We start from the raw sequence: 22,319 nt of genomic DNA on the forward strand, positions 1-22,319 counted from the left end.
TGAATTTTAATATTTTTAAAAACACATTAATTTATTTTTAATCTACTTTATTGATAAATTTAGATAACTTTTTAACAATTTTATATCTTTTATTATAACTAATAATTATATTAACTGATATTTATCATATATTATAATTAATAAAAAATCCTACATTCATCAATTTTATAAACTGTTTCATTTTCTAAAAAATGTAACATTTGATTATCAGTAATATTAATATAGTAATTAATATATATAATTAAATATATTTAAATTTATTTAACCGAAATAATGACATGATAAAAATCATTATTGTCAGTTTTCTTATAAATTATTAATTAATTTCGAGGAATTTTATTCATTAAAATCACTAAAAATGGCCATGATCCGCCATCTAACAAACAATTCAAAAATATTTCTGGTGTACATAAAATATTAGTTACTAAAAAATTCACTAAATATGTAATACATTGATTAATGAAAGAAAAAAATATGATAATACAAGACTGTCTCCACAGCGGCATATATCTAAAAAAATAAATATTTCGTGTTGCTAAATAAGCAAGTACGCTTAAAGATAAAGAGTGCATTCCTAAAGTAGAACCTAATATAATATCCGTTATCAATCCTAAGATAAATCCTGTACCGACATTTACTTGATTAGGAATTATTGTTATCCAATGTACTAATAATATCATAATCCAAAATGGATGAACATTCCATGTTCTTGGGCATAGAGGCACAATCTGTAATATAACTGCAAACACAAAGGAACTATATATTATCCACCGCTTATAATTATAAAATTTATTATACATTTTTATAAATTATTTTTATTTTAATAATAATGCAATAAATAAATTATTTTTAATTTCATTACTATTCCCAAATTAAAACTGCATAACATATACACTGTAATTTAACTATTGGATGCGCTTGAACGACAGTACGATCTTCTTCTAAGTCTAATATTATATTAGATACTGTTGCTACTGGATATCCTTCTGGAAAACGGCCATCTAATCCAGATGTTACCAACATATCGCCAATAGATACATCTAGTTTCCCTGGATATTCTGCACGTAAATCTGCATTACACCCGCAACCCATTAAAATCAGACGCATACTGTTACGCTTTATTTGCACAGATAAAGCATGTTCAGGGTCGCAAATTAACATAACACGACTACTAATCATATTAGTTGAAATTACTTGTCCTATTATGCCTGCATCAGTAATAACTGGTTGACCAACATAAACATCATTATTTTTTCCTCGATTGATAATAATTTTGTTACCATATAAATCTGCGTTAACAAAAAGAATTCTAGTAATCATTTTTCTTCTGTTATAACACAAAGGGGAATTAAGTAACTCACGTAATTTAAAATTTTCGTGCTTATATTGGTCTATTAATAATAATTCACTGTTCTTTAACAACAACTCTTGACGTAATGTATTAGTTTCTAATACTAATTTATCATATCCTTTTAACATCATCGAAACATAACTTAATATATAACGAGGTCTATCACATAGATAATAAAACAAACAAATAGAATTTTCTATATAACTTCTTAATTTTAGAAACATATTCAATTTTCCATCAGCGATAATAATAATAATGGACATTATTATCGATAAAAACAAACGTAATTCTAAGTAAGGAAATTTACTGCTTATAACACTACACATAAGAAGGTACCTTGAATTTAATAATATCCATTAAATATTCCACAAAAGGGATATATTTTAACTCATTTAACGTTATCAACTTGCCATATATCAATTATTCTATAATGCTTTTATCGAAATTATTCCTCACTAAATAAATCTCGACCATGTACATCAATCATATCAAGAGCCTTACCACCACCTCGTGCAACACAAGTAAGCGGATCTTCTGCTATTACTACTGGAATACTAGTTTCCTTTATCAATAAACGATCGATATTTCTTAATAATGCACCACCGCCAGTTAATACCATACCGTATTCAGAAATATCAGATGCTAATTCTGGAGGACATTGCTCTAGTGCAACCATAACTGCGCTAACAATACCAGTTAGAGGCTCTTGTAATGCTTCTAAAATTTCGTTATTATTTAATACAAAACTTCGTGGTATTCCTTCTGCCAAATTTCGTCCACGTACTTTTATTTCTAGTAATTCATCATCTAAATACGCAGAACCTATAGTATGTTTTATTCTTTCTGAAGTCACTTCACCAATTAAGGAACCATAATGACGGCGCACGTAACTAATAATAGCTTCATCAAAACGATCTCCTCCAATTCTAACAGATGATGAGTACACTACTCCATTAAGTGAAATTACAGCTACTTCGGTCGTACCTCCTCCAATATCTACCACCATTGAACCAGTAGCTTCCGATACCGGTAAACCTGCTCCAATAGCTGCCGCCATAGGTTCTTCTATTAAAAACACCTCACGCGCTCCCGCTCCTTGAGCAGATTCACGTATCGCCCTACGTTCCACTTGTGTAGCTCCTACTGGCACACACACTAACACTCTAGGACTAGGTTTCATGAAACTGTTACTATGTACTTGTTTGATAAAATGTTGTAACATTTTCTCAGTAATAAAAAAATCAGCTATTACTCCATCTTTCATAGGACGAATAGCTGCAATATTTCCCGGAGTACGTCCTAGCATCTGTTTAGCTGCATATCCAACAGCAGCTACACTTTTGGGCATACCCCCGCGATCTTGTCTAATAGCAACAACAGAAGGTTCATTTAATACTATACCCTGTCCCTTCAAATAAATCAGAGTATTAGCAGTTCCCAGATCAATGGATAGATCACTAGAAAATATACCCCGAAATTTTTTAAACATAGTAATTTACAACAATGTTATTAAATTTATTAAAATTATCCATTCGTATGAAACCTCCTAAAGAATGATAAAAACAACATTCACACAATGTCACCACTAAATATATTTTTCAATGACTATGTTTTAAATATTGCTATATTATTTTGTGTTTAATTTTAAATTAGCAGTTAAATGCTAATTATATCTAAGCAATCTACATCATATATAATATGTAATATATCTACATGATATATATAATCACTACGAATATTGTAAATTCATACTATGTAATATTTACTATAACATATAATATTTTTTATACTTTCGCTATACTTAGAGGAAAATATAAACCACATATATATGTATTGAAAAATATTACAACTTAATATTATAATAACAATGTTTGAAACATAAATTGTTTATCACATTAATCATCACATAAACATTATTTTGCCTAACAAAAAGTTAAAAACAACAATACACTAATTTAGTGGTTAGCATCATGGATTCGTTGTAATCATATAATGATATATATATTATATTAATCATTTCAACAATAACATTGCAATAAAATACACCATAAATACTAAAAAATATTTTTTTTGTTACATGATACGGATAACACATATTAAATATTAAACAAAATATATATATGAGAATTATGATGATATACTGCGCGTTGAATTCTAATGAGGATATTTAAGATCATGATAAATACATTTCATATTTTATTGATGAATGGCCCTAACTTAAATTTATTAGGCACACGTGAACCCCATATATATGGATATGAAACTTTATCTGATATTGTAGTAAACTTATATAAAACATCTGAATCTTTAGGTATGAAAATAAATCATTTTCAATCCAACGCAGAACATGAATTAATTAATTGCGTGCATAAAAATCGCAAAAATACAGATTTTATCATTATTAATCCTGCAGCTTTTACTCATACCAGCGTAGCATTAAGAGATGCATTTTTAGCTGTAAACATTTCTTTCATTGAAGTTCATCTTTCTAACATCTATAAAAGAGAAAAGTTTCGATATCGTTCATATTTATCTGATATTGCCCTTGGTGTTATTTGTGGATTTGGAGCACACGGATACCATTTTGCTTTGCACATGGCACATAAATATTTATCCAAAAAATTAACCAATAACAAATAAACATAGGTTTTTGTTATGGATATTCGTAAAATAAAAAAATTAATTACATTAGTTGAAGAATCTACTATCTCTAAGCTAGAAATTTCTGAAGGAAACAAAATAATACGTATAATTCGTTCTACATCTCAAAAATTATCTCCTTTAACACAACGTGTACCTGTAACAAAAACGTCGGAAATACCAGCATGTATTTCAAATGCAGAAATAACACGCTATGATAATGATAAATTAATAGATAGTGGACATGTTATACGTTCTCCTATGGTAGGTATTGTTTATCTCAGCTCTAGTTCAGATTCTAATCCATTTGTATCAATAGGGCAAATAGTTAAAGTGGGAGATACTTTATGCATTGTTGAAGCCATGAAAGTTATGAATCAAATTCAATCAGATAAATCAGGTACAATAAAAGCAATTTTAATTGATAACGGTCAACCAGTTGAATTTAACGAACCATTGCTTATCATTGAATAAAGAGAACAAAATGTTAGAAAAAATTGTCATTGCAAATCGAGGAGAAATAGCACTACGTATTTTGCGTGCATGTAAAGAATTGGGAATAAAAACAGTAGCCGTATATTCCACCATAGATCGTGCTTTAAAACACGTCCTTTTAGCCGATGAAACTATTTGCATAGGACCTCCGCCTGCGACACATAGTTACTTAAATATTCCAGCTATTATTTCAGCTGCAGAAATTACCGGATCATCAGGAATTCATCCTGGTTATGGATTTTTATCAGAAGATGCTGATTTTGCAGAACAGGTTGAACGCTCTGGTTTTGTTTTTATTGGACCATGTTCAGAAACAATCCGTTTAATGGGAAATAAAATATCTGCTATAACTATTATGAAAGAATCAGGAATAATGCCTGTTCCAGGTTGGAATTATGAACTGAACAAGAATATAAATAAAGACTTTTCTAATTTTTCATATCAACATTTACATATTAATTATCCAATTATCATAAAATCTGCTCATGGAGGAGGAGGAAGAGGCATGTGTGTAGTGAGGAAAGAATCAGATTTACAAGATGCTATACAAATGATACGAACAGAAGCAAAAAACATGTTTAACAATGACACTATTTATGTAGAGCAATATTTAGAAAATCCAAGACATATAGAAATACAAGTTTTATCTGATGGACAAGGAAATATAATTTATTTGACAGAACGTGATTGTTCTATTCAAAGGAGACATCAAAAAATAATAGAAGAAACTCCTGCATTAGGTATCAGTTCTGAAATGCGGCAATATATGGGAGAAAGTTGTGTAAAGATTTGTTATAAAATTGGATATCGTGGAGTAGGCACATTTGAATTTTTATATGAAAACAATGAATTTTTTTTCATCGAAATGAATACTCGTATTCAAGTAGAGCATCCAATTACAGAAATGATTACCGGAATAGATCTAATTAGAGAGCAATTAAAAATTGCTTCTGGATATACATTAGATATTAAACAAGACGCAGTTACATCTGAAGGGCATGCTATAGAATGTCGTATTAATGCTGAAGATTCTCACAATTTTATACCTAGCTCAGGACATATCACTAGGTTTCATGCTCCTGGAGGACTAGGCGTACGTTGGGAATCTCATATTTATTCTGGATATTCAGTGCCGCCTTATTATGATACAATGATAGGAAAATTGATTTGTTTTGGAAAAACACGTGACATAGCCATTGCCCGCATGAAAAATGCGTTATCGGAATTAATTATTGATGGTATCAATACTAATATTGAGTTACAATTAAAAATTATAACCGATGAGGTATTTCAAAAAGGGAGAGAAATTAATATTCACTATTTAAAGAATAAACTGAATATATAAATAATTAAAAATAACGTATAAAAAATATATTATATTTTGTAAAAAAAATAGGTGGTTATTATTCTTTTTAATTATAAAAAGAAACATCTCCATTCTAAATGAATACAATGCCTCTACATACATCACCAAGTTAACAGAATAAAATGTTAAAAATAAAGAATAAAAAACATTTATAGCTTTTCCATACAGTTATATCTTTTTATCATATATGGCAAACATGCTAAACTTTCTATAGTCCAATTTTCTGTGTTTTTATTTTTTTGTTATTTTTTTCACTATACACTAATACGTTAGTGCCAATTCCTGATAATCGGCCTGCTAACATATCATTTTCAGTGTCTCCTACCATATAAGAAGAGATCATATCAATATTAAAACGTTTTTTTGCATCTAATAACATTCCAGGATTAGGTTTACGACACAAACAATCTCGCTGAAATTGCTTGACTATTCCTTGTATATGATGCGGACAAAAATAAATTGCATCTATATGTACACGACGTGTTTGCAAATAATAAATCATCCATTTTGTTAAAAATAACAAGTCATATTGAGTAAATATACCTCGTGCTATTCCAGATTGATTAGTAACTATTATTAGCAAAAAAATTCATTTCCTTCAATTCTATCATTGCATCTATAACATTATCAATGAAACAAAAATTATCAATACTATGCACATAATTCTTATTAACATTAATTGTACCATCCCGATCTATAAATATAGCATTATTTGAACTCATGACTTATACCTATACTTATAATTTGTAAATATTCTTATCAAATAATGCCAATAAAATCTTATACTTTCTGATAACATTCATAGAATCATCAATTCTGACGCAATCATAAGAAAACATCATATATAAACATCGATAAAACACTAATATATCTTATGTAGAATAATAAAACTTTTTAAAAAATCATACTATAATATATAATTATATATTAAATTACATAATCAATGTTACTTAGCATAAAAAAGAAAATACGCACTACATATAATATATTTAAAAGCAATAAGTTCAATTTAGTATTTGAAATATATATTTAAACAATAAAATTTTTTATAATTTTTTATTAACAACCTTTTTATATTAGATAACGATAATGCGTACCAGTCAATATTTATTAGCTACTCTTAAAGAAGTACCTAAAAATTGCAAGGCGATTAGTCATCAACTAATGTTACGAGCTGGTTTAATTCGCCAAGTATCATCTGGGCTTTACACCTGGTTACCAACAGGACTACGTGTCTTAAGAAAAATAGAAAATATTATTCGAGAAGAAATGAGTAAAATAAATGCGATCGAAATATCTATGCCAATCGTTCAACCAGCAAAATTATGGAAAAAAAGTGGTCGTTGGATAGAATATGGCGCAGAACTATTACGTTTTAGCAATCGTAATGATCAGGAATTTGTATTAGGACCAACTCATGAAGAAATGGTTTCTGAAATCATTTGTAAAGAAACAATGTTTTACAAACAGTTCCCATTAATTGTGTATCAAATTAATACTAAATATCGTGACGAAGCACGTCCTAGAGGCGGAATAATTCGTGCCAGAGAATTTATTATGAAAGATGGATATTCTTTTCATGTAGATAAAAAATCTCTTACAAACACATATAGCAATATGTATGATATATATCATACGATTTTTAATCGTATTGGACTAAATTTTTGTGTTGTTCAAGCTGAACCTGGTAGTATCGGAGGAATATTATCTCATGAATTTCAAGCATATTCTGAACATGGTGAAGATAATATTGCAGTTCCCAGTATACCTAGTAAAAATTCCAATAACTTCAAGTTTTTGCATGATGCTACGAAAATACAACCAAAAATGGCTAAAGAAAACATGCGATTAATAGTAGCTCCACATGTCCAAACCATAGAAGAATTAACCAATCAATTTAATTTATCGATACATCAGGTTGTAAAAACAATAATTGTACGCGCCACACACAAATACATAAATAATTCTTATCCTTTATTAGGTTTAGTAGTACGGGCTGATCATCAAATTAGCTTAAAAAAAATTGCAATGATTCCACAGATATACACCCCTATATCTTACATAGATCCAAAAGAATTCCATACAATTACCGGAGCACAACCCAATCTATTGGGTCCTATTAATTTACCTATACCATTAATTATAGATTATAATGTAGCAACAATGAATGATTTTATTGCCGGATCTAATATAAGTGGCAAATATTTCTTTGGAGTCAACTGGAATCGTGATTTACCACTAGTAAAAATAGCAGATTTACACGAAGTACCGCATAATAATCTACACATTAATGAAAAAAATATCTTATCAATTCATAACTGTATCGAAATAGGACACATATTTCAATTAGGGCAAAAATACTCAAATCTAAGTCGTAACTATATACAAAAAAACAATAAAAATAAACATAATTTGATAATAGAAATGGGTTGTTATGGAATAGGAATTACTCGTATTATTTCTGTAATTATCGAGCAAAATCATGACAAAAACGGCATTTTATGGCCAGATATAATCGCACCATTTAAATTAGCCATTATACCAATTAATATGTACCGTTCTATTAATGTAAGAATCATTACAGAAAAAATTTATAAACAACTTATATCTATCATAGGAACAGATATATTAATTGATGATCGTAAAGAATATCCAGGGACGATGTTTACTGACATAGATTTAATCGGAATACCACATGTTCTTATTATTAGTGATCGTAACTTAGCTAACCAAGAGGTAGAATACAAATATCGTAAAACAAATGAAATAAAGAAAATTAAACTGGAAATATTAGTACAATATTTAACTGAAAAAATTATTACCTCGTGATTATTTTAAGCAATTTCTAATAATAAAATAACACTGATTTTAAGATTAAATATCTTATATAACATTTAGTAAATATAAGCGAAAATAATTATGTCTACTAAAGTTATATTAAATAATTTTTGTTATTTTTAAAAAAACACATTTTCTATTATCCTAGTTTAGGACGAATTATCTATATAGTGATTAAATAAAAAAAAATCATTCTAAGTGGTAACGAACACTATTTTTAAAAATTTTATATAATAAAATATCTTGTAACCAAGATATTTTCCATAATACACGCTCTTTATTTTTAATCTTACCACTGTGAGTAATAAATACTCCTATAGCAGTGATTAAAGTTTTATTATAAAAAAGTAAAGGAATACGACTTCTTAACCATGGAGGTACACCTAATTCCTGCCAAATTTTTTTTAAATATCGACCGTGATTTCTACCTAAAATGTATAATAATCCATCTACATGCCCAAAGATAATTGATATTTTTTCATCAGAATTGGGAGGTCGAATGTAACAACATGTTAAAACCTTAATAGATTTTTTAAAGAAATTAGGAGAACCATTTAATGCTAAATTTATGTCTAAATCTACATCTAATATACTTTTAGATGAGCATATATCAATATCTAATGGTTGACACATTAAAGCGCCCAAATTATGTGGCAATATAATTACACTGTTTATTTTGTTCCAAGATAATTTAATCCTATTTAAAGAAGATCGCATGTTTATAGGTAAAATATACAATTTTTGACGGAAACGACGACATAAGTATTGATCTAATTGTAACATTGGAGTAGCATCTTTTCGACTTAATACTACTTCCTGCCAAATGCGATTTATAATCTGATAGGAAGGTATTTTCATAGAAAAATTTCTTAACCAACGACGTAACAAAGCTTGTCGTTTTGGTATACTGTATTGCAGTATTGGTCTGAATAACAAAGAACCATCTGATGTATCAATTAATTTTCGCAAAGATTCTGACAACAACTCATCTAACAACTCCTCTTGATCTCTGCATAACTGCGCAGTACGTGCAACGACGCGATTAAAACAAGGCCAGCGTCGATATATTGATGGTAAAATTTTTATACGTAAAAAATTACGATCAAAACGAATATTCATATTCGTATCATCTTCAATCCAAGTAAGTTTTTTTTTATGAGCATATATTTCTAACTGTTTACGAGAACAACCTAATAAAGGCCTTAACAACCTATATTTATCAGCATGCAATATATTTTTAGTTATCCCAGAGAGTCCAGCTGGTCCGCTTCCTCTTTTCAAAGCGAGAAATACACTTTCTACTTGATCATCCATATGATGTGCGGTTAAAAGTACTTCATCCGAATATAAATGATTATATAATTGCTTATAACGAAGATTTCGTGCTAATGATTCTATATTGCATCTTTTATTTTCTGCATCATAACAATTAATATGGATTACCGAAAAAGGTATATCTCGTGTTTTACATTGCTCCAAGCAATGATCAGCCCATATCTTAGCATGACTACTGAGACCATGATGTACATAAATTGCACGTAAAATTAACGGAGACGATATTGACTTGCTACCTCTGTTTCTCAAAATTGTTAATATATCCAAAAGCACAGTAGAATCCAGTCCGCCACTGTAAGATAATAGTAATTTTCTATATCCAGCAAGACAATGCGTTACTTTATCATATAAATCCCAATTTTCCAACGATGCATTAATTGCAATCATATTTTTGTAATATCTATGATATAAAATGATGATTATTTAATACTGCCAACAATATAAATATACCAATATTTAATTTTTTAATTAAAGAGGCCAATGTACTATTATACTATAACAATTCTCTTTGAGCAGATATATACACTTTTAAACTAGCAATATCCATAATGCATCAATCTGTAATATCTCCGGTTTAATAATTCTTTTTCCTCAAAAGCATCTAATTCTGTTAAATCTAATAATAACCGCGTTTTTAATGCAATAGAAGTAGTCAAAATATCTCTATGCGCCCCGCCTAATGGCTCAGAAATCACATTATCAATTAATTTAAGTGCTTTCAGTCGGTGAGCAGTGATACCCATTGCTTCAGCAGCAATAGGAGCTTTTTTAACGTTTTTCCACAAAATCGATGCACATCCTTCTGGAGAGATTACAGAATATGTACTATATTCCAACATATTCACTTTATCTCCCACACTTATTGCTAAAGCCCCTCCGGAACCACCTTCTCCGATTACAGTGCATATAATTGGTATTTTTAGCATTGACATTGTACACAAATTTTTAGCGATCACTGCAGATTGCCCACGTTTTTCTGCTCCTATCCCAGGATAAGCGCCCGGAGTATCTATAAAAGTAATAAGTGGCATTTTAAATCGCTCTGCCATTTTCATAAGACGTAACGCTTTTCGGTACCCTTCTGGAGCAGGCATTCCAAAATTCCGTTTAATCTTTTCTTTAGTATCGCGACCTTTCTGATGCCCAATAATCATAACTGGACGGGAATCAAGTCTTGCTATTCCTCCTACAATAGCTTTATCATCAGCATATACTCGATCACCAGACAATTCATCAAAATCATTAAATATCCGTTCTATATAATCTAAAGTATATGGACGTTTAGGATGACGTGCTAATTGAGCTATTTGCCAAGCATTTAAATTAGAAAAAATTTTTTGAGTAAGATCAATACTTTTCGCACGAAGACGATCAATTTCTTCATTAACACTTATTTCTGATTTTTTATCTGAATGTACTGTCAATGTTAAAGAATGAATTTTTTCTTCTAAATCTAAGATAGGTTTTTCAAAATCAATAAAATTTAACCCCATAACATTCCTGTTATTAAATTAATGTAATTCTAATTTTACTTGTTCATCTCCAACAAGACTACGTAAATTTATCAGTAATTGATCAGTTGGAGTAATGTGCCATTTTTCCCCACAATATAATCTGAGTTGCATGCCATTTTTCTGATAAAAAAAACATACTGGCAAAGTTCCATGTTGATTTTCTTCTAAAAAAAAACGAATATTACGTAATAATTGATCATAATCATCAACTTGTCTATTATTTAATATAATGGATAAACTACGTGCGTTTTTTTTATAGATATCGTTTATATCTTCCAATGTTTGCACTATTATTTTATGATGACCATGTATCTTATCAATATAAATTATACCCGCAACAAGTAAAAAATTATTTTCTTTCAAACAAGATTGATATTTATTAAGTAGTTTTTCAAATATCACTATTTCTAATCGCCCAGAATAATCTTCTAAGATACAAAATACAATATGTTTACCACCTTTACTTAATTTTGTTCGTATTGATACAACGACCCCAAAAATATGTATCGTTGTATTATTTTTTTTTAATATAAGATCTTTTATCTTGATAGTATTAGGTATACAGTGTTCTATGTTTTTTATATGTTGAATAGTTGGATGATTAGTTAAATATAACCCAAGAGCTTCTTTTTCTTTTTCTAATAATAACTGATCAGACCACTGTGGCACAGTTTGATTACAACCAGATTCTATAATAGTACACGTATCTAAATGAGATGCAAATATATCTATTTGTCTACTATGTTTATTTTTAATATGCTGACTAGCACGTTTTAGTATATCATTGAGTGATGCTATTAACTTTGCACGATGTAATCCAAAAGAATCACAGGCTCCAGAAAGAATCAATTTTTCAATCATACGGTGATTTATTTTTGTACTATCAATACGAATACAAAAATCAAATAATTCTTTAAATTTACCATATTGACTACGAGAGGTTATTATAGCTTCTATAGAGGATTTACCTATTCCTTTTATAGCTCCAAAGCCATAAACAATTTCTTTACTTGCGTTAACATAAAAATGATATTGACTGGTATTGATATCTGGAGGTAACACTTTAAGTTTCATTTTTTGACATTCACCTATTAGATACACTATTTTACTTACATTATCCATATCAGAACTTAATGCGGCCGCCATAAATTCAGAAGGATAATGAGTCTTCAACCACAATGTTTGATAAGATATTAATGCATATGCAGCAGAATGAGATTTATTAAAACCATAACCGGCAAATTTCTCTACAAGATCAAAAATCTTCATCGCCAATGTAGTATCAATACCATTTTTTATAGCACCTGAATTAAAAAAAGAGCGTTGTTTAGCCATATCTTCTGATTTCTTTTTACCAATAGCTCGTCTTAATATATCTGCCTGTCCGAGTGTATAACCTGCTAATACTTGTGCTATTTGCATGACTTGTTCTTGATATAGAATAATTCCATAAGTTGATTCTAATACTGGCCGCAAAGACTCGTGCTGCCATTTAGAATCGGGATAAGAAATAATTTCATAACCACGTTTTCTATTGATAAAATTATCAACCATACCTGATTGTAACGGTCCAGGACGAAATAACGCGATCAATGCTATCAAATCTTCAAAACAATCTGGTTTTAAACGTTTAATTAATTCTTTCATACCACGTGACTCTAATTGAAAAACTGCAGTAGTCTCTGAGGACTGAAGTACATAAAAACTTTTATGATCATGTAATGATATAGAGTGTATATCAACAATAGTAAGATTATTTTTATAACGTGTATTATTAATCATATTTAGTGCACGATTAATAATGGTCAAAGTACGCAATCCAAGAAAATCAAATTTTATTAAACCAATACGTTCAATGTCATCTTTATCAAATTGCGTCATTGGTGGAATACTATCACTATCATAATATAAAGGAGAGAAATCAGTAATTTTTATAGGCGCAATCACTACTCCTCCCGCATGTTTACTAACGTTTTTAACGATACCTTCTAGTTGACGAGCCATATCGATTAGTACTGTAATATCTTCATCATTTTTATAAAGTAATTTGAGTTGCGGTTCGATAGAGAAAGCTCTTTCTAATGTTATTCCCGGTGCTGATGGAATTAATTTAGCAATACGATTAATAAGTGCATAAGGATAACCTAATGCTCGTCCTACATCACGAATCACTGCTTTAGCTGCCATAGTCCCGAATGTAATAATTTGAGATACAGCATCTGATCCGTAAGTTTTAGAGACATGATCAATCACTGAATCGCGGTGTTCCATGCAAAAATCAATATCTAGATCAGGCATAGATATACGCTCTGGATTAAGAAAACGTTCAAAAAGCAAATCAAATTTTAATGGATCGAGTTCTGTAATTTTTAAAGCATAAGCCACCAATGAACTAGCACCAGAACCTCTGCCGGGACCAACTGGAATATCATTATTTTTCGCCCATTTTATAAATTCCATAACAATTAAAAAATAACTAGGAAAATTCATGTCATTAATAACTTGCAATTCATGTTTTAATCGTAAATCATATGGTTTTCGCTTAACCAAACGTTCTTCAATCTTTGGAAATAAAAAAATTAAGCGCTCTTCTAATCCTTCTTCTGCATGCATAATTAAAAAATCTTTATCAGAATTACATCCAGTAGGGAATTGTGGTAAATAACATCCACCTAAATCAACAGTGAGATTACATCTATAAGCAATTTCTACACTATTTACTAAAGATTCTGGTATATCGGCAAATAATTTACACATTTCTTGTTCACTTTTCATAAATTGTTGCGCGCTATATTTATATGAATATTTAGCATTATTTAGCGTAGTACCATTATATATAGCTACACGAATTTCATGAGCTAAAAAATCCTTTTTATTAATAAAACGTACATCATTAGTAGCTACCACCGGCAATCCTTTGATCATTGATAATTCTATTGCTAATTGTATATAAGATTCTTCATGTTGACGGCCAGTTCGTATCAATTCTAAATAATATCTATCCGAAAAATATTTTGAATAAAAACATAAACATTGTTCTATCTTTGATTTTTCATTTCTTAATAAATATTTACCAATATCTCCATTACGTCCTCCAGAAAGTATAATTAACCCTTCATTATGTTCTATAAGCCAACAGCGTTGAATTATAGGAACAATATTATTACATTTACTTTTATATGCTTTTGAAATGAGCATAATTAAATGATAGTAACCTTGTTTATCGGCAACCAAACATGTTAACTCGCTAAGTTCATTACTGATGATAATATCTTGTACTAAAAAATCCGCGCCAATAATTGGTTTGATTCCTGTTTTATAAGCAGCATCATAAAATTTAATAAACCCAAATAAATTATTAAAATCAGTAAGAGCTAAAGCTGGCATTTTAAGAAATTCTGCATGCTTTATTAATTTATCCACCGTAGCTAATCCATCAATCATGGAATAATCGCTATGTACATGTAAATGAATAAAACTTGGCTTTATCATACGTCAAAAACAATAACTAATAATATATGTGTATATCTGATGACTCTAAATATAAAATTATCTATCAATATAAGAAATCATATTTTTTACAGGAACAAAGCTTTTTCGATGATGCGCTATAGGACCATATAGTGTTAATTGCTTTAAGTGAAAAGAAGTAGGATATCCTTTATTTTGAGCAAATCTATATGCTGGGTATTGCACATCTAATGCTATCATATCTTGATCACGAGTAACTTTAGCTATAATAGAAGCTGCGCTGATAATCTTTATTCGAGCGTCTCCTTTACTAAAACATTGATAAGGTATATCCGTAAATACTGGAGAACAATTTCCATCTATTAAAATCAAATCCGGTTTAATAGATAAATTGTATACTGCTCGTTTCATAGCTAATAAACGAGCTTGCAAAATGTTAAAACGATCAATTTCTATAACGTCAGCACATCCAATACTCCAAGCTAATGCATTTTGAATAATATTTGTATATAAACGAAGTCGTGTATTTTTATTTAATGTCTTAGAATCAGCTAACCCAAAAATTGATTGCATTGGATGTAATATCACTGCAGCAGCTATTACTGATCCTACTAATGATCCACATCCTACTTCATCTACTCCTGCAATTAATCCTAATTTTTTTGACAAATAGTATTTTTTATTTTTCATTAATTTTATACCTGCATAACAAACAATATCACTATCATCTAATTAACCTTAAAACTGCATGTGCTGCCTGCTCATCTGCGTTACGTCTAATACTATTATGTAACTGCCTAAATTTTTTTTGCAATACTATATGCTTATTATTATGATCATTGAGTAAATCGATTAATGATTGTGCTAAATTTTCAGGACGGCAGTCATTTTGAATAAATTCTTTTACCAATTCATAACCTGCTAATAAATTAGGTAATGATATCCAAGGGATATTTATCAGATACTTAGCTAACATAAATGTCAAAGGATGCACACGATAAGCTACAATCATAGGACATTTGGCTAGCATACATTCTAACGTTGCTGTACCAGCGGTCACTAAAGAAACATCTGCCGCCGTCATTACCTCCCATGCTGTTTGATTATTTAATATACGATATTTAACTGATGTCGATATAACACTGACAAATTGTTTTACTAATCTTTGATTAGTTAATGGTACCAAAACTTCAAGATTAGGAAAATTATTTTTCAACAATTCAGCACATACTAAAAAATCACGAGCTAACATTTTAATTTCCCTAATTCTACTTCCTGGCAACACCGCTAAACAATATACGTCATGAGGAATACCTAATTTCTGGCGAAAAGAAACTTTATCCGGATTAAGTGGTATTTGATCTGCTAACGCATGTCCAATAAATTGACACGGTATATTGAAATGATCGTATATTTTTTTTTCAAATGGCAATATAACTAAAATATTATCGGTAGCTTTTTTAAGTGCAAAAATACGTTTTTTTCTCCATGCCCATACTGATGGGCTAACATAATGAATTGTGCGAATTCCGCGTTTCTTCAAGCGATTTTCTAATGAAATATTAAAATCTGGAAAATCAATACCAATAAAAACATCAGGTTTTAAATAAAAAAATCTACGCACTAAATTTCTACGGATATATAATAATCGTGGTAATTTCATAATGATTTCAGCAAAACCCATAACGGATAATTCTTCTATATTATACCAAGACTTCATATTTTCAGATTGCATATAAGGACCACCAATTCCAAAAAAACATACCTTTTTCAGTTTTTTTTTTAATTCACGAATTAATCCCGCCCCTAAGATATCTCCAGACACTTCTCCTGCTACTATACCTATAATAATAGTACGATTATTTACAGACATTATTAACGAATAATTCCTCTTTGAGAACGTATTAAAAAATCTAAAAATTCATTGATAATTGGATGTTCTACTGCCAATAGTTTTAAATCTACTTTAGCTGATTCAATAGTTTTGTTGCTACGATACAAAATTTTATAGGCATCTCGAATAGCATGTACAGAAGAACGACTGAAATTTCGTCGTTTCAAACCTTCAATATTTAATCCAAAAGGTGTTGCGTGATTTCCTTGAGCTATTATAAATGGTGGAATATCTTGAACCACACCAGAACATCCTCCAATCATAACATGAGTTCCGATAAGGCAAAATTGATGAATTGCAGTCATTCCTCCAATGATCGTATGATTATCCACTCTTACATGTCCACCTAAAGTAACATTATTGGCCATAATACAATGATCTCCTATTATGCAATCATGAGCAATATGTACGTTAATCATGAATAAATTACTATTTCCTATTTTAGTAACTCTCCTGCCTTGTATAGTACCACGATGAATAGTAACACTCTCCCTGATTTTATTATAATGACCAATCTCTATACGCGTAGATTCTTTTGCATATTTTAGATCTTGATTTACTTCACCAAGAGAAGCAAATTGATAAATTTTATTATCTTCACCAATTTGAGTAATGCCGTTTATTACAATGTGAGATTTCAATAAAGTTCGTGCCCCTATTTCAACTTGTGCTCCAACGAAACAAAATGGCCCAATATATACATTGTCATGTATAATAGCTCCTTTTTCTATTATAGAACTAGGATGTATTATGGCAGATTTATGAATCATCAGATTAAATTTCCTTTCTACGAGCACACATCATTGATGCTTCACAGGCCATTTCTTCATCCACTGTAGCAATTCCTTTAAAACGTGCAATACCACGTCTTTCTTTAATAAATTCAACGTCAAGTATCATTTGATCACCAGGTTGTACTGGGCGCTTGAATCGAGCCGCATCAATAGCAGCAAAATAATATAATTCTCCTGGCGCTAATTTACCTGTGCTCTTAAAAGCTAAGATACCTGTAGCTTGAGCCATAGCTTCTAAAATTAATACTCCAGGAAAAATAGGTTTCCCTGGAAAATGTCCCTGAAAAAATGGTTCATTAAAAGAAACGTTCTTTACCGCTCTTAAAAATTTTCCTTTTTCAAAGTTCAGTACACGATCAACTAATAAAAAAGGAAATCGATGGGGTAAAAGTTCTAAAACTTCCTCAATACGCAAAACACAAGTATCAGTAATCAAGATTTTTTATTCCTTTATAAGATAAGAAGTTGTATTAACAACATTTATTTTGTTCATCCCAACAGTATAAAGAATAAACTGTCCTAATCATCTTACAAATTATAGGCACAATAATTTTTTCAATTTTTGTTCTATAGTTTTCACACGTTTATTGATGCTACCAATCCGAACAATCAAAGCAGCGGTTTTCCACCATATAGTATTTGGTTTTACAGGAATCCCCGATGAATAAATACCAGGTTGTGTTATTGGTTTTATTACCATACCCATTCCAGTGATTGTGACTCTATCACAAATATTTATATGTCCATTAATTACGCTAGCTCCACCTATCATACAATAACTTCCAACGGTCAAACTACCTGCCATGATAACACCTCCCGCTATTGCAGTGTGCGCACCAATTATAACATTATGTGCAATTTGACATTGATTATCAATAATCACCCCGTTTCCAATTTTAGTATCATCCAATGTTCCCCGATCAATGGTAGTACAAGCACCTATTTCTACATTATCCCCTATTTTGACTTTTCCTAAATGAGGGATTTTAACCCAAACTCCATGATCATTTACATACCCAAACCCATCAGAACCAATTATAGCGCCAGACTGTATTAAACAAAATTTACCAATTTCTACTTCATGATATATAGTTACATTAGCCCACAAGCGAGTACCTGTCCCAATTTTTGTTTTTTTTCCTATAAAACTACCAGGTCCAATTATTACATCATCACCCAAAATTACTCCAGATTCTATGACCACATTAGCACCAATTCCTACCCGTTGTCCTAATATAGCATCTGAAGAAATAATTGCTTCAGATGCTATATTTTTCTCTGGTTTAGGAGTAGTATCCATTAATTGTGCTATTTTAACATATGCAATATAAGGGTCTTTTACTACCAGTGCAGCAGCTCTACAGAAAATTAAATTGTTTTTAGATAATATTACTGCTGACGCACGACAAGAACTCAGTTGATTTATACATCGTTGATCTTTTAAAAAAGTAATATGTCCTATGCTTGCATTGTTTATAGAAGCAACACCAGTAATAATAATATTTTCATCACCATATAATTTGGCATTTAACTGCCGAGCTAAATCAACTAACCGCATTGCAATCATAGTCTACCCAACTTGTTTCATTACAGAATTGGTAATATCTATAATATGAGTGTTATGATATACTACAGCGTTAGCATCAATTACTATTTCATAATTTTCTTTTTTAGCAACATTAGTTACTACATTATGAATCATGCTAAGAATTTTATCTCTTTCTTCTGTTTGACGTGCATGATTTTCTTGTTGAAATTCTTTAGCTTTATTAGAAAAAATTTCACGTTGATTTATTAACGATTTTTCTAATTCACTACGTTCTATTGCTTGCATAGTAGCGCCATCTCGTTGTAGCATTTGTATTTGCATTTGTAAATCATGCTCCATCTTTTCTAATTCAGTAGCACGATCTTTAAATTCATATTCAAGTTGTTTAATTATTTTTGCACGTTGTGAAGATTGTTGAAAAATATTGGAAATATTCACTATCGCAATTTTACCTGCAGCGCCAACAGGACTAGCTTGTATTGTCCAAATAACTATACTTAATATATATATCCACTTTTTCACTGTAAACCTCTTAATTTAATAAAATATACAATTTATTACCTTAATAAATAAGATACTTTTTATTTCTCTACAACATCCAAATTTACCACAATTTTCCTATACTGAATTGAAATGGCTCTTCTACATCTCCAAAATATTTTTTTATTAATTTCGAATAAGAAAAAATTATTGGTCCAATTGGAGATACCCATTTCAATGCCACCCCACTAGATATACGAATATTACTTGAAATACTATAATCTACAATACCAGCTGTTTGTGTTGCTTTAGTATTTTTCCAAAAAGTATCCCATACAGTACCTGTATCCAAAAAGAGAGAAATACGTGCTATATTAGAACGTTGTGCATTAAAACCCGTAATGGGAATGGTTAGCTCAGTTTTAAAAAGAGTCATCGCATTTCCTCCAACAGCATCCTGAGAATTTTTTATTACACATGTAGCATAATTTGGGTCAAAATAATTATTATAATAATAAGCAGCCTTTGGCCCTATACTATTTATTTTAAATCCACGTATAGTCCCAATACCGCCAGCATAGAAATTATCGTAAAAAGGACTTTCTCTTTTATGAATGCTTCCAGCATAACCAGCATATATGGAACTCATTAATATCCAATTATGATGTTGATCTAAAGGTATGTAATTACTACTATTAATTATAATTTTATAATATTGATTATTAGATCCAGGTAACGTCAATGTACTTGCCACATTAGCATGTACACCATATGTGGGAAAATAAGCATGGTTCAAATTGTTAAAAGTCCATCCTGCAGCTAATAAGAAATCATTTGTATGAAAATTAATAGTATTATCAAAAAATTTATTATCAATCCACATTTTTGGATGAATATTCGAAGATTTTAAATAACGCCATATTGCTACTTGAGGAGCTATTTTACTTAAATAATTAGATGTATAATTTAATCCTACATTAAGCGTATTATATTCAGTAAGTGGATATAAATAATTAATATTAATACCACAGTTTTTCAAATTATAATTTGAAAAACCCGTATGATTAGTATTTACATCGTTATAAAATACCTTCCCACCTACACTAATATTGTTAATATTACAGCAAGATTTAATAGCCGATATTTCAGCATAAGTTTGATAATGATTTCTAGCACTAGCGATAGATATAGAATTTCCTGAACCCAAAACATTCTCTTGACACATCCCAAATTGTAAATTCATACCACTTTCCGTTCCAAATCCTACGCTCAAATTTAAATTACCAGTATTTTTTTCTTCAAGTTTATAAACAACATCAATATGATTCAAAGTATCCGGTACATATTCAATATGAGTATTTATAGTTTTAAAATAACAAAGACGTTTGAGTCGATCTTGATCTTGAATAATACGAGTATAATCCAATTGCGTTTGTTCTGTGTGATGTATTTCTCTCCGAATTACCTCATCTTTAGTAATATTATTACCTTCAAATCGTATTTCACGTACATAAAAATGATGTCCTATATCAACATACACATAAAATTTTACCGTTTTATTATTGTCGTCTATATCAGATTCTATTGAAATAATAGGTTGAATATAACCACGTTTACTTAAGATATATCGTATATTGTATTCTATTTCTTGAATTTTATCATTGCTATATAATTCTCCGGGATAAATTTTAACGTATTCCCTAATATTAGGAAAATAATCTAATACATTCCCATGCAATTCTACAGAATCAAATACATACTGCATACCTTCAGTAATATATAAAGAAAGGTAAACATATTTTTTATCTGATGTTAAATCAACTTGAGTTTCATCAATATGAAACTTAGCATAACCATTATTTAAATAAAAATTACGTAAAGTATCTAAGTCACCAAACAATTTTTCTTTTCTATATTGTTTATAAGATAATACATTTCCCCATTTAATTTTTCTATGTAACTTAAATTTTGATAATAACTGTTTTGTATGAAATACATGATTACCAAAAATATTAATTTTTTGTACTTTAGCAGTTTTACCTTCAGTAAATATTATTTGCAAATTAACACGATTTCTTGATAAAGGTGTAACTATAATATTACTCATAGCCATGAATTTACCACAGTTATGATATAAATTATCTAATTCTCGTTTTACTTCAAACATAGAACATTCGTTAAATGGTTCTCCAGATTGTATTTTTTTTGAATTTAATGCTGTTTTTATTTCATCTTCTTTAATTGTTTTATTTCCACTTAAACTAATATTATCAATTACTGGACGTTCTTTTACCTGAATTATAATAATTCCTTTTTCATCACTAGATATCGCAATTTCTTCAAAATATCCTGTAGAAAATAACATTTTAATACTGTTAGCAACATCTTCATTATTAATAACAGATCCAATTTTTAAAGGTAAACTAAATAATACTGTATCTAAAGAAATTCTTTTTAATCCATTAAAAAAAATTTTGTTTATAACAGTATCAGCGCTGTATGTCATATCACTAATTATTAAGAAGAATGCTATAAGTATTTTTTTCATCTTATCGTTATTATTTTTAATATTTGTAATATAAATTTACTATT

The 22,319-nt window shown here is 29.7% G+C and carries 17 protein-coding genes and 1 pseudogene; 4 read left to right on the forward strand and 14 right to left on the reverse strand.

Going from position 1 to position 22,319, the window contains the following annotated elements; translation table 11 throughout:
* Positions 1 to 320: 320 nt before the first annotated feature.
* The 3 genes from mreD to GN161_RS00230 form a co-directional block, all read right to left on the reverse strand.
* A complete protein-coding gene (mreD, locus tag GN161_RS00220) occupies positions 321 to 749 on the reverse strand; it encodes a rod shape-determining protein MreD (protein ID WP_236840100.1) in 429 nt (142 codons plus the stop codon).
* Positions 750 to 861: 112 nt separating this feature from the next.
* Positions 862 to 1,677 carry a rod shape-determining protein MreC gene (mreC, locus tag GN161_RS00225; protein ID WP_159714290.1) on the reverse strand — a complete coding sequence of 272 codons (816 nt, stop codon included), beginning with the start codon at positions 1,675 to 1,677 and terminating at the stop codon, positions 862 to 864.
* 119 nt (positions 1,678 to 1,796) lie between these two features.
* A complete protein-coding gene (locus GN161_RS00230; RefSeq protein WP_159714293.1) occupies positions 1,797 to 2,840 on the reverse strand; it encodes a rod shape-determining protein in 1,044 nt (347 codons plus the stop codon).
* A 686-nt stretch (positions 2,841 to 3,526) separates the two neighbouring features.
* Here GN161_RS00230 and aroQ point away from each other — a divergent pair.
* Genes aroQ through accC form a run of 3 tightly spaced genes read left to right on the forward strand, consistent with a single transcriptional unit; the run spans position 3,527 to position 5,831 of the window.
* Positions 3,527 to 3,991, forward strand: a complete 465-nt coding sequence (gene aroQ, locus GN161_RS00235) for a type II 3-dehydroquinate dehydratase (protein ID WP_159714296.1) — start codon at positions 3,527 to 3,529, stop codon at positions 3,989 to 3,991.
* A gap of 15 nt (positions 3,992 to 4,006) precedes the next feature.
* Positions 4,007 to 4,465 (forward strand): acetyl-CoA carboxylase biotin carboxyl carrier protein, encoded by a 459-nt coding sequence (accB, locus tag GN161_RS00240; RefSeq protein ID WP_159714299.1) that lies wholly within the window; start codon positions 4,007 to 4,009, stop codon positions 4,463 to 4,465.
* A gap of 10 nt (positions 4,466 to 4,475) precedes the next feature.
* Positions 4,476 to 5,831: an acetyl-CoA carboxylase biotin carboxylase subunit gene (gene accC / locus GN161_RS00245; protein WP_159714302.1), complete on the forward strand. Its 1,356-nt coding sequence runs from the start codon at positions 4,476 to 4,478 to the stop codon at positions 5,829 to 5,831.
* Between the two features lie 170 nt (positions 5,832 to 6,001).
* Here the strand turns inward: accC and gmhB are convergent.
* A pseudogene (gene gmhB / locus GN161_RS00250) lies at positions 6,002 to 6,574 on the reverse strand (D-glycero-beta-D-manno-heptose 1,7-bisphosphate 7-phosphatase).
* A gap of 367 nt (positions 6,575 to 6,941) precedes the next feature.
* Here gmhB and GN161_RS00255 point away from each other — a divergent pair.
* The gene (locus tag GN161_RS00255) at positions 6,942 to 8,681 is read left to right on the forward strand and encodes a proline--tRNA ligase (RefSeq protein ID WP_159714305.1); all 1,740 of its coding nucleotides are present in this window, start codon (positions 6,942 to 6,944) and stop codon (positions 8,679 to 8,681) included.
* 198 nt (positions 8,682 to 8,879) lie between these two features.
* Here GN161_RS00255 and tilS read toward each other — a convergent pair whose 3' ends face one another.
* The 10 genes from tilS to bamA all read right to left on the reverse strand — a co-directional run bounded on the left by tilS (position 8,880) and on the right by bamA (position 22,275).
* A complete protein-coding gene (gene tilS, locus GN161_RS00260) occupies positions 8,880 to 10,412 on the reverse strand; it encodes a tRNA lysidine(34) synthetase TilS (RefSeq protein ID WP_159714327.1) in 1,533 nt (510 codons plus the stop codon).
* 146 nt (positions 10,413 to 10,558) lie between these two features.
* Positions 10,559 to 11,518, reverse strand: a complete 960-nt coding sequence (gene accA / locus GN161_RS00265; protein WP_159714330.1) for an acetyl-CoA carboxylase carboxyl transferase subunit alpha — start codon at positions 11,516 to 11,518, stop codon at positions 10,559 to 10,561.
* Between the two features lie 18 nt (positions 11,519 to 11,536).
* A complete protein-coding gene (dnaE, locus tag GN161_RS00270; RefSeq protein ID WP_159714333.1) occupies positions 11,537 to 15,031 on the reverse strand; it encodes a DNA polymerase III subunit alpha in 3,495 nt (1,164 codons plus the stop codon).
* Positions 15,032 to 15,088: 57 nt separating this feature from the next.
* Positions 15,089 to 15,700, reverse strand: a complete 612-nt coding sequence (gene rnhB / locus GN161_RS00275) for a ribonuclease HII (RefSeq protein WP_159714336.1) — start codon at positions 15,698 to 15,700, stop codon at positions 15,089 to 15,091.
* Between the two features lie 34 nt (positions 15,701 to 15,734).
* Entirely contained in the window at positions 15,735 to 16,883 is a 1,149-nt protein-coding gene (gene lpxB / locus GN161_RS00280) for a lipid-A-disaccharide synthase (protein WP_159714339.1), read from the reverse strand.
* A 2-nt stretch (positions 16,884 to 16,885) separates the two neighbouring features.
* Positions 16,886 to 17,674 (reverse strand): acyl-ACP--UDP-N-acetylglucosamine O-acyltransferase, encoded by a 789-nt coding sequence (gene lpxA, locus GN161_RS00285; RefSeq protein WP_159714342.1) that lies wholly within the window; start codon positions 17,672 to 17,674, stop codon positions 16,886 to 16,888.
* Positions 17,675 to 17,678: 4 nt separating this feature from the next.
* Positions 17,679 to 18,134 carry a 3-hydroxyacyl-ACP dehydratase FabZ gene (gene fabZ, locus GN161_RS00290; protein WP_159714345.1) on the reverse strand — a complete coding sequence of 152 codons (456 nt, stop codon included), beginning with the start codon at positions 18,132 to 18,134 and terminating at the stop codon, positions 17,679 to 17,681.
* Positions 18,135 to 18,233: 99 nt separating this feature from the next.
* A complete protein-coding gene (gene lpxD, locus GN161_RS00295) occupies positions 18,234 to 19,265 on the reverse strand; it encodes a UDP-3-O-(3-hydroxymyristoyl)glucosamine N-acyltransferase (RefSeq protein WP_159714348.1) in 1,032 nt (343 codons plus the stop codon).
* Positions 19,266 to 19,268: 3 nt separating this feature from the next.
* Positions 19,269 to 19,769, reverse strand: coding sequence for an OmpH family outer membrane protein (locus tag GN161_RS00300; protein WP_159714351.1), 501 nt, complete (start codon positions 19,767 to 19,769; stop codon positions 19,269 to 19,271).
* An 82-nt stretch (positions 19,770 to 19,851) separates the two neighbouring features.
* Positions 19,852 to 22,275, reverse strand: coding sequence for an outer membrane protein assembly factor BamA (bamA, locus tag GN161_RS00305; RefSeq protein ID WP_159714354.1), 2,424 nt, complete (start codon positions 22,273 to 22,275; stop codon positions 19,852 to 19,854).
* Between the last annotated feature and the right edge of the window lie 44 nt (positions 22,276 to 22,319).

The sequence above is a fragment of the Blochmannia endosymbiont of Camponotus nipponensis genome (genome assembly GCF_009827135.1).
Taxonomy (GTDB): domain Bacteria; phylum Pseudomonadota; class Gammaproteobacteria; order Enterobacterales; family Enterobacteriaceae; genus Blochmanniella.

Coding starts and splice junctions, on each gene's coding strand:
- mreC (WP_159714290.1), bottom strand. CDS start 1,677: ATGTGTAGTGTTATAAGCAGTAAATTTCCTTACTTAGAATTACGTTTG.
- GN161_RS00230 (WP_159714293.1), bottom strand. CDS start 2,840: ATGTTTAAAAAATTTCGGGGTATATTTTCTAGTGATCTATCCATTGAT.
- aroQ (WP_159714296.1), top strand. CDS start 3,527: ATGATAAATACATTTCATATTTTATTGATGAATGGCCCTAACTTAAAT.
- accB (WP_159714299.1), top strand. CDS start 4,007: ATGGATATTCGTAAAATAAAAAAATTAATTACATTAGTTGAAGAATCT.
- accC (WP_159714302.1), top strand. CDS start 4,476: ATGTTAGAAAAAATTGTCATTGCAAATCGAGGAGAAATAGCACTACGT.
- GN161_RS00255 (WP_159714305.1), top strand. CDS start 6,942: ATGCGTACCAGTCAATATTTATTAGCTACTCTTAAAGAAGTACCTAAA.
- tilS (WP_159714327.1), bottom strand. CDS start 10,412: ATGATTGCAATTAATGCATCGTTGGAAAATTGGGATTTATATGATAAA.
- accA (WP_159714330.1), bottom strand. CDS start 11,518: ATGGGGTTAAATTTTATTGATTTTGAAAAACCTATCTTAGATTTAGAA.
- dnaE (WP_159714333.1), bottom strand. CDS start 15,031: ATGATAAAGCCAAGTTTTATTCATTTACATGTACATAGCGATTATTCC.
- rnhB (WP_159714336.1), bottom strand. CDS start 15,700: ATGAAAAATAAAAAATACTATTTGTCAAAAAAATTAGGATTAATTGCA.
- lpxB (WP_159714339.1), bottom strand. CDS start 16,883: ATGTCTGTAAATAATCGTACTATTATTATAGGTATAGTAGCAGGAGAA.
- lpxA (WP_159714342.1), bottom strand. CDS start 17,674: ATGATTCATAAATCTGCCATAATACATCCTAGTTCTATAATAGAAAAA.
- lpxD (WP_159714348.1), bottom strand. CDS start 19,265: ATGATTGCAATGCGGTTAGTTGATTTAGCTCGGCAGTTAAATGCCAAA.
- bamA (WP_159714354.1), bottom strand. CDS start 22,275: ATGAAAAAAATACTTATAGCATTCTTCTTAATAATTAGTGATATGACA.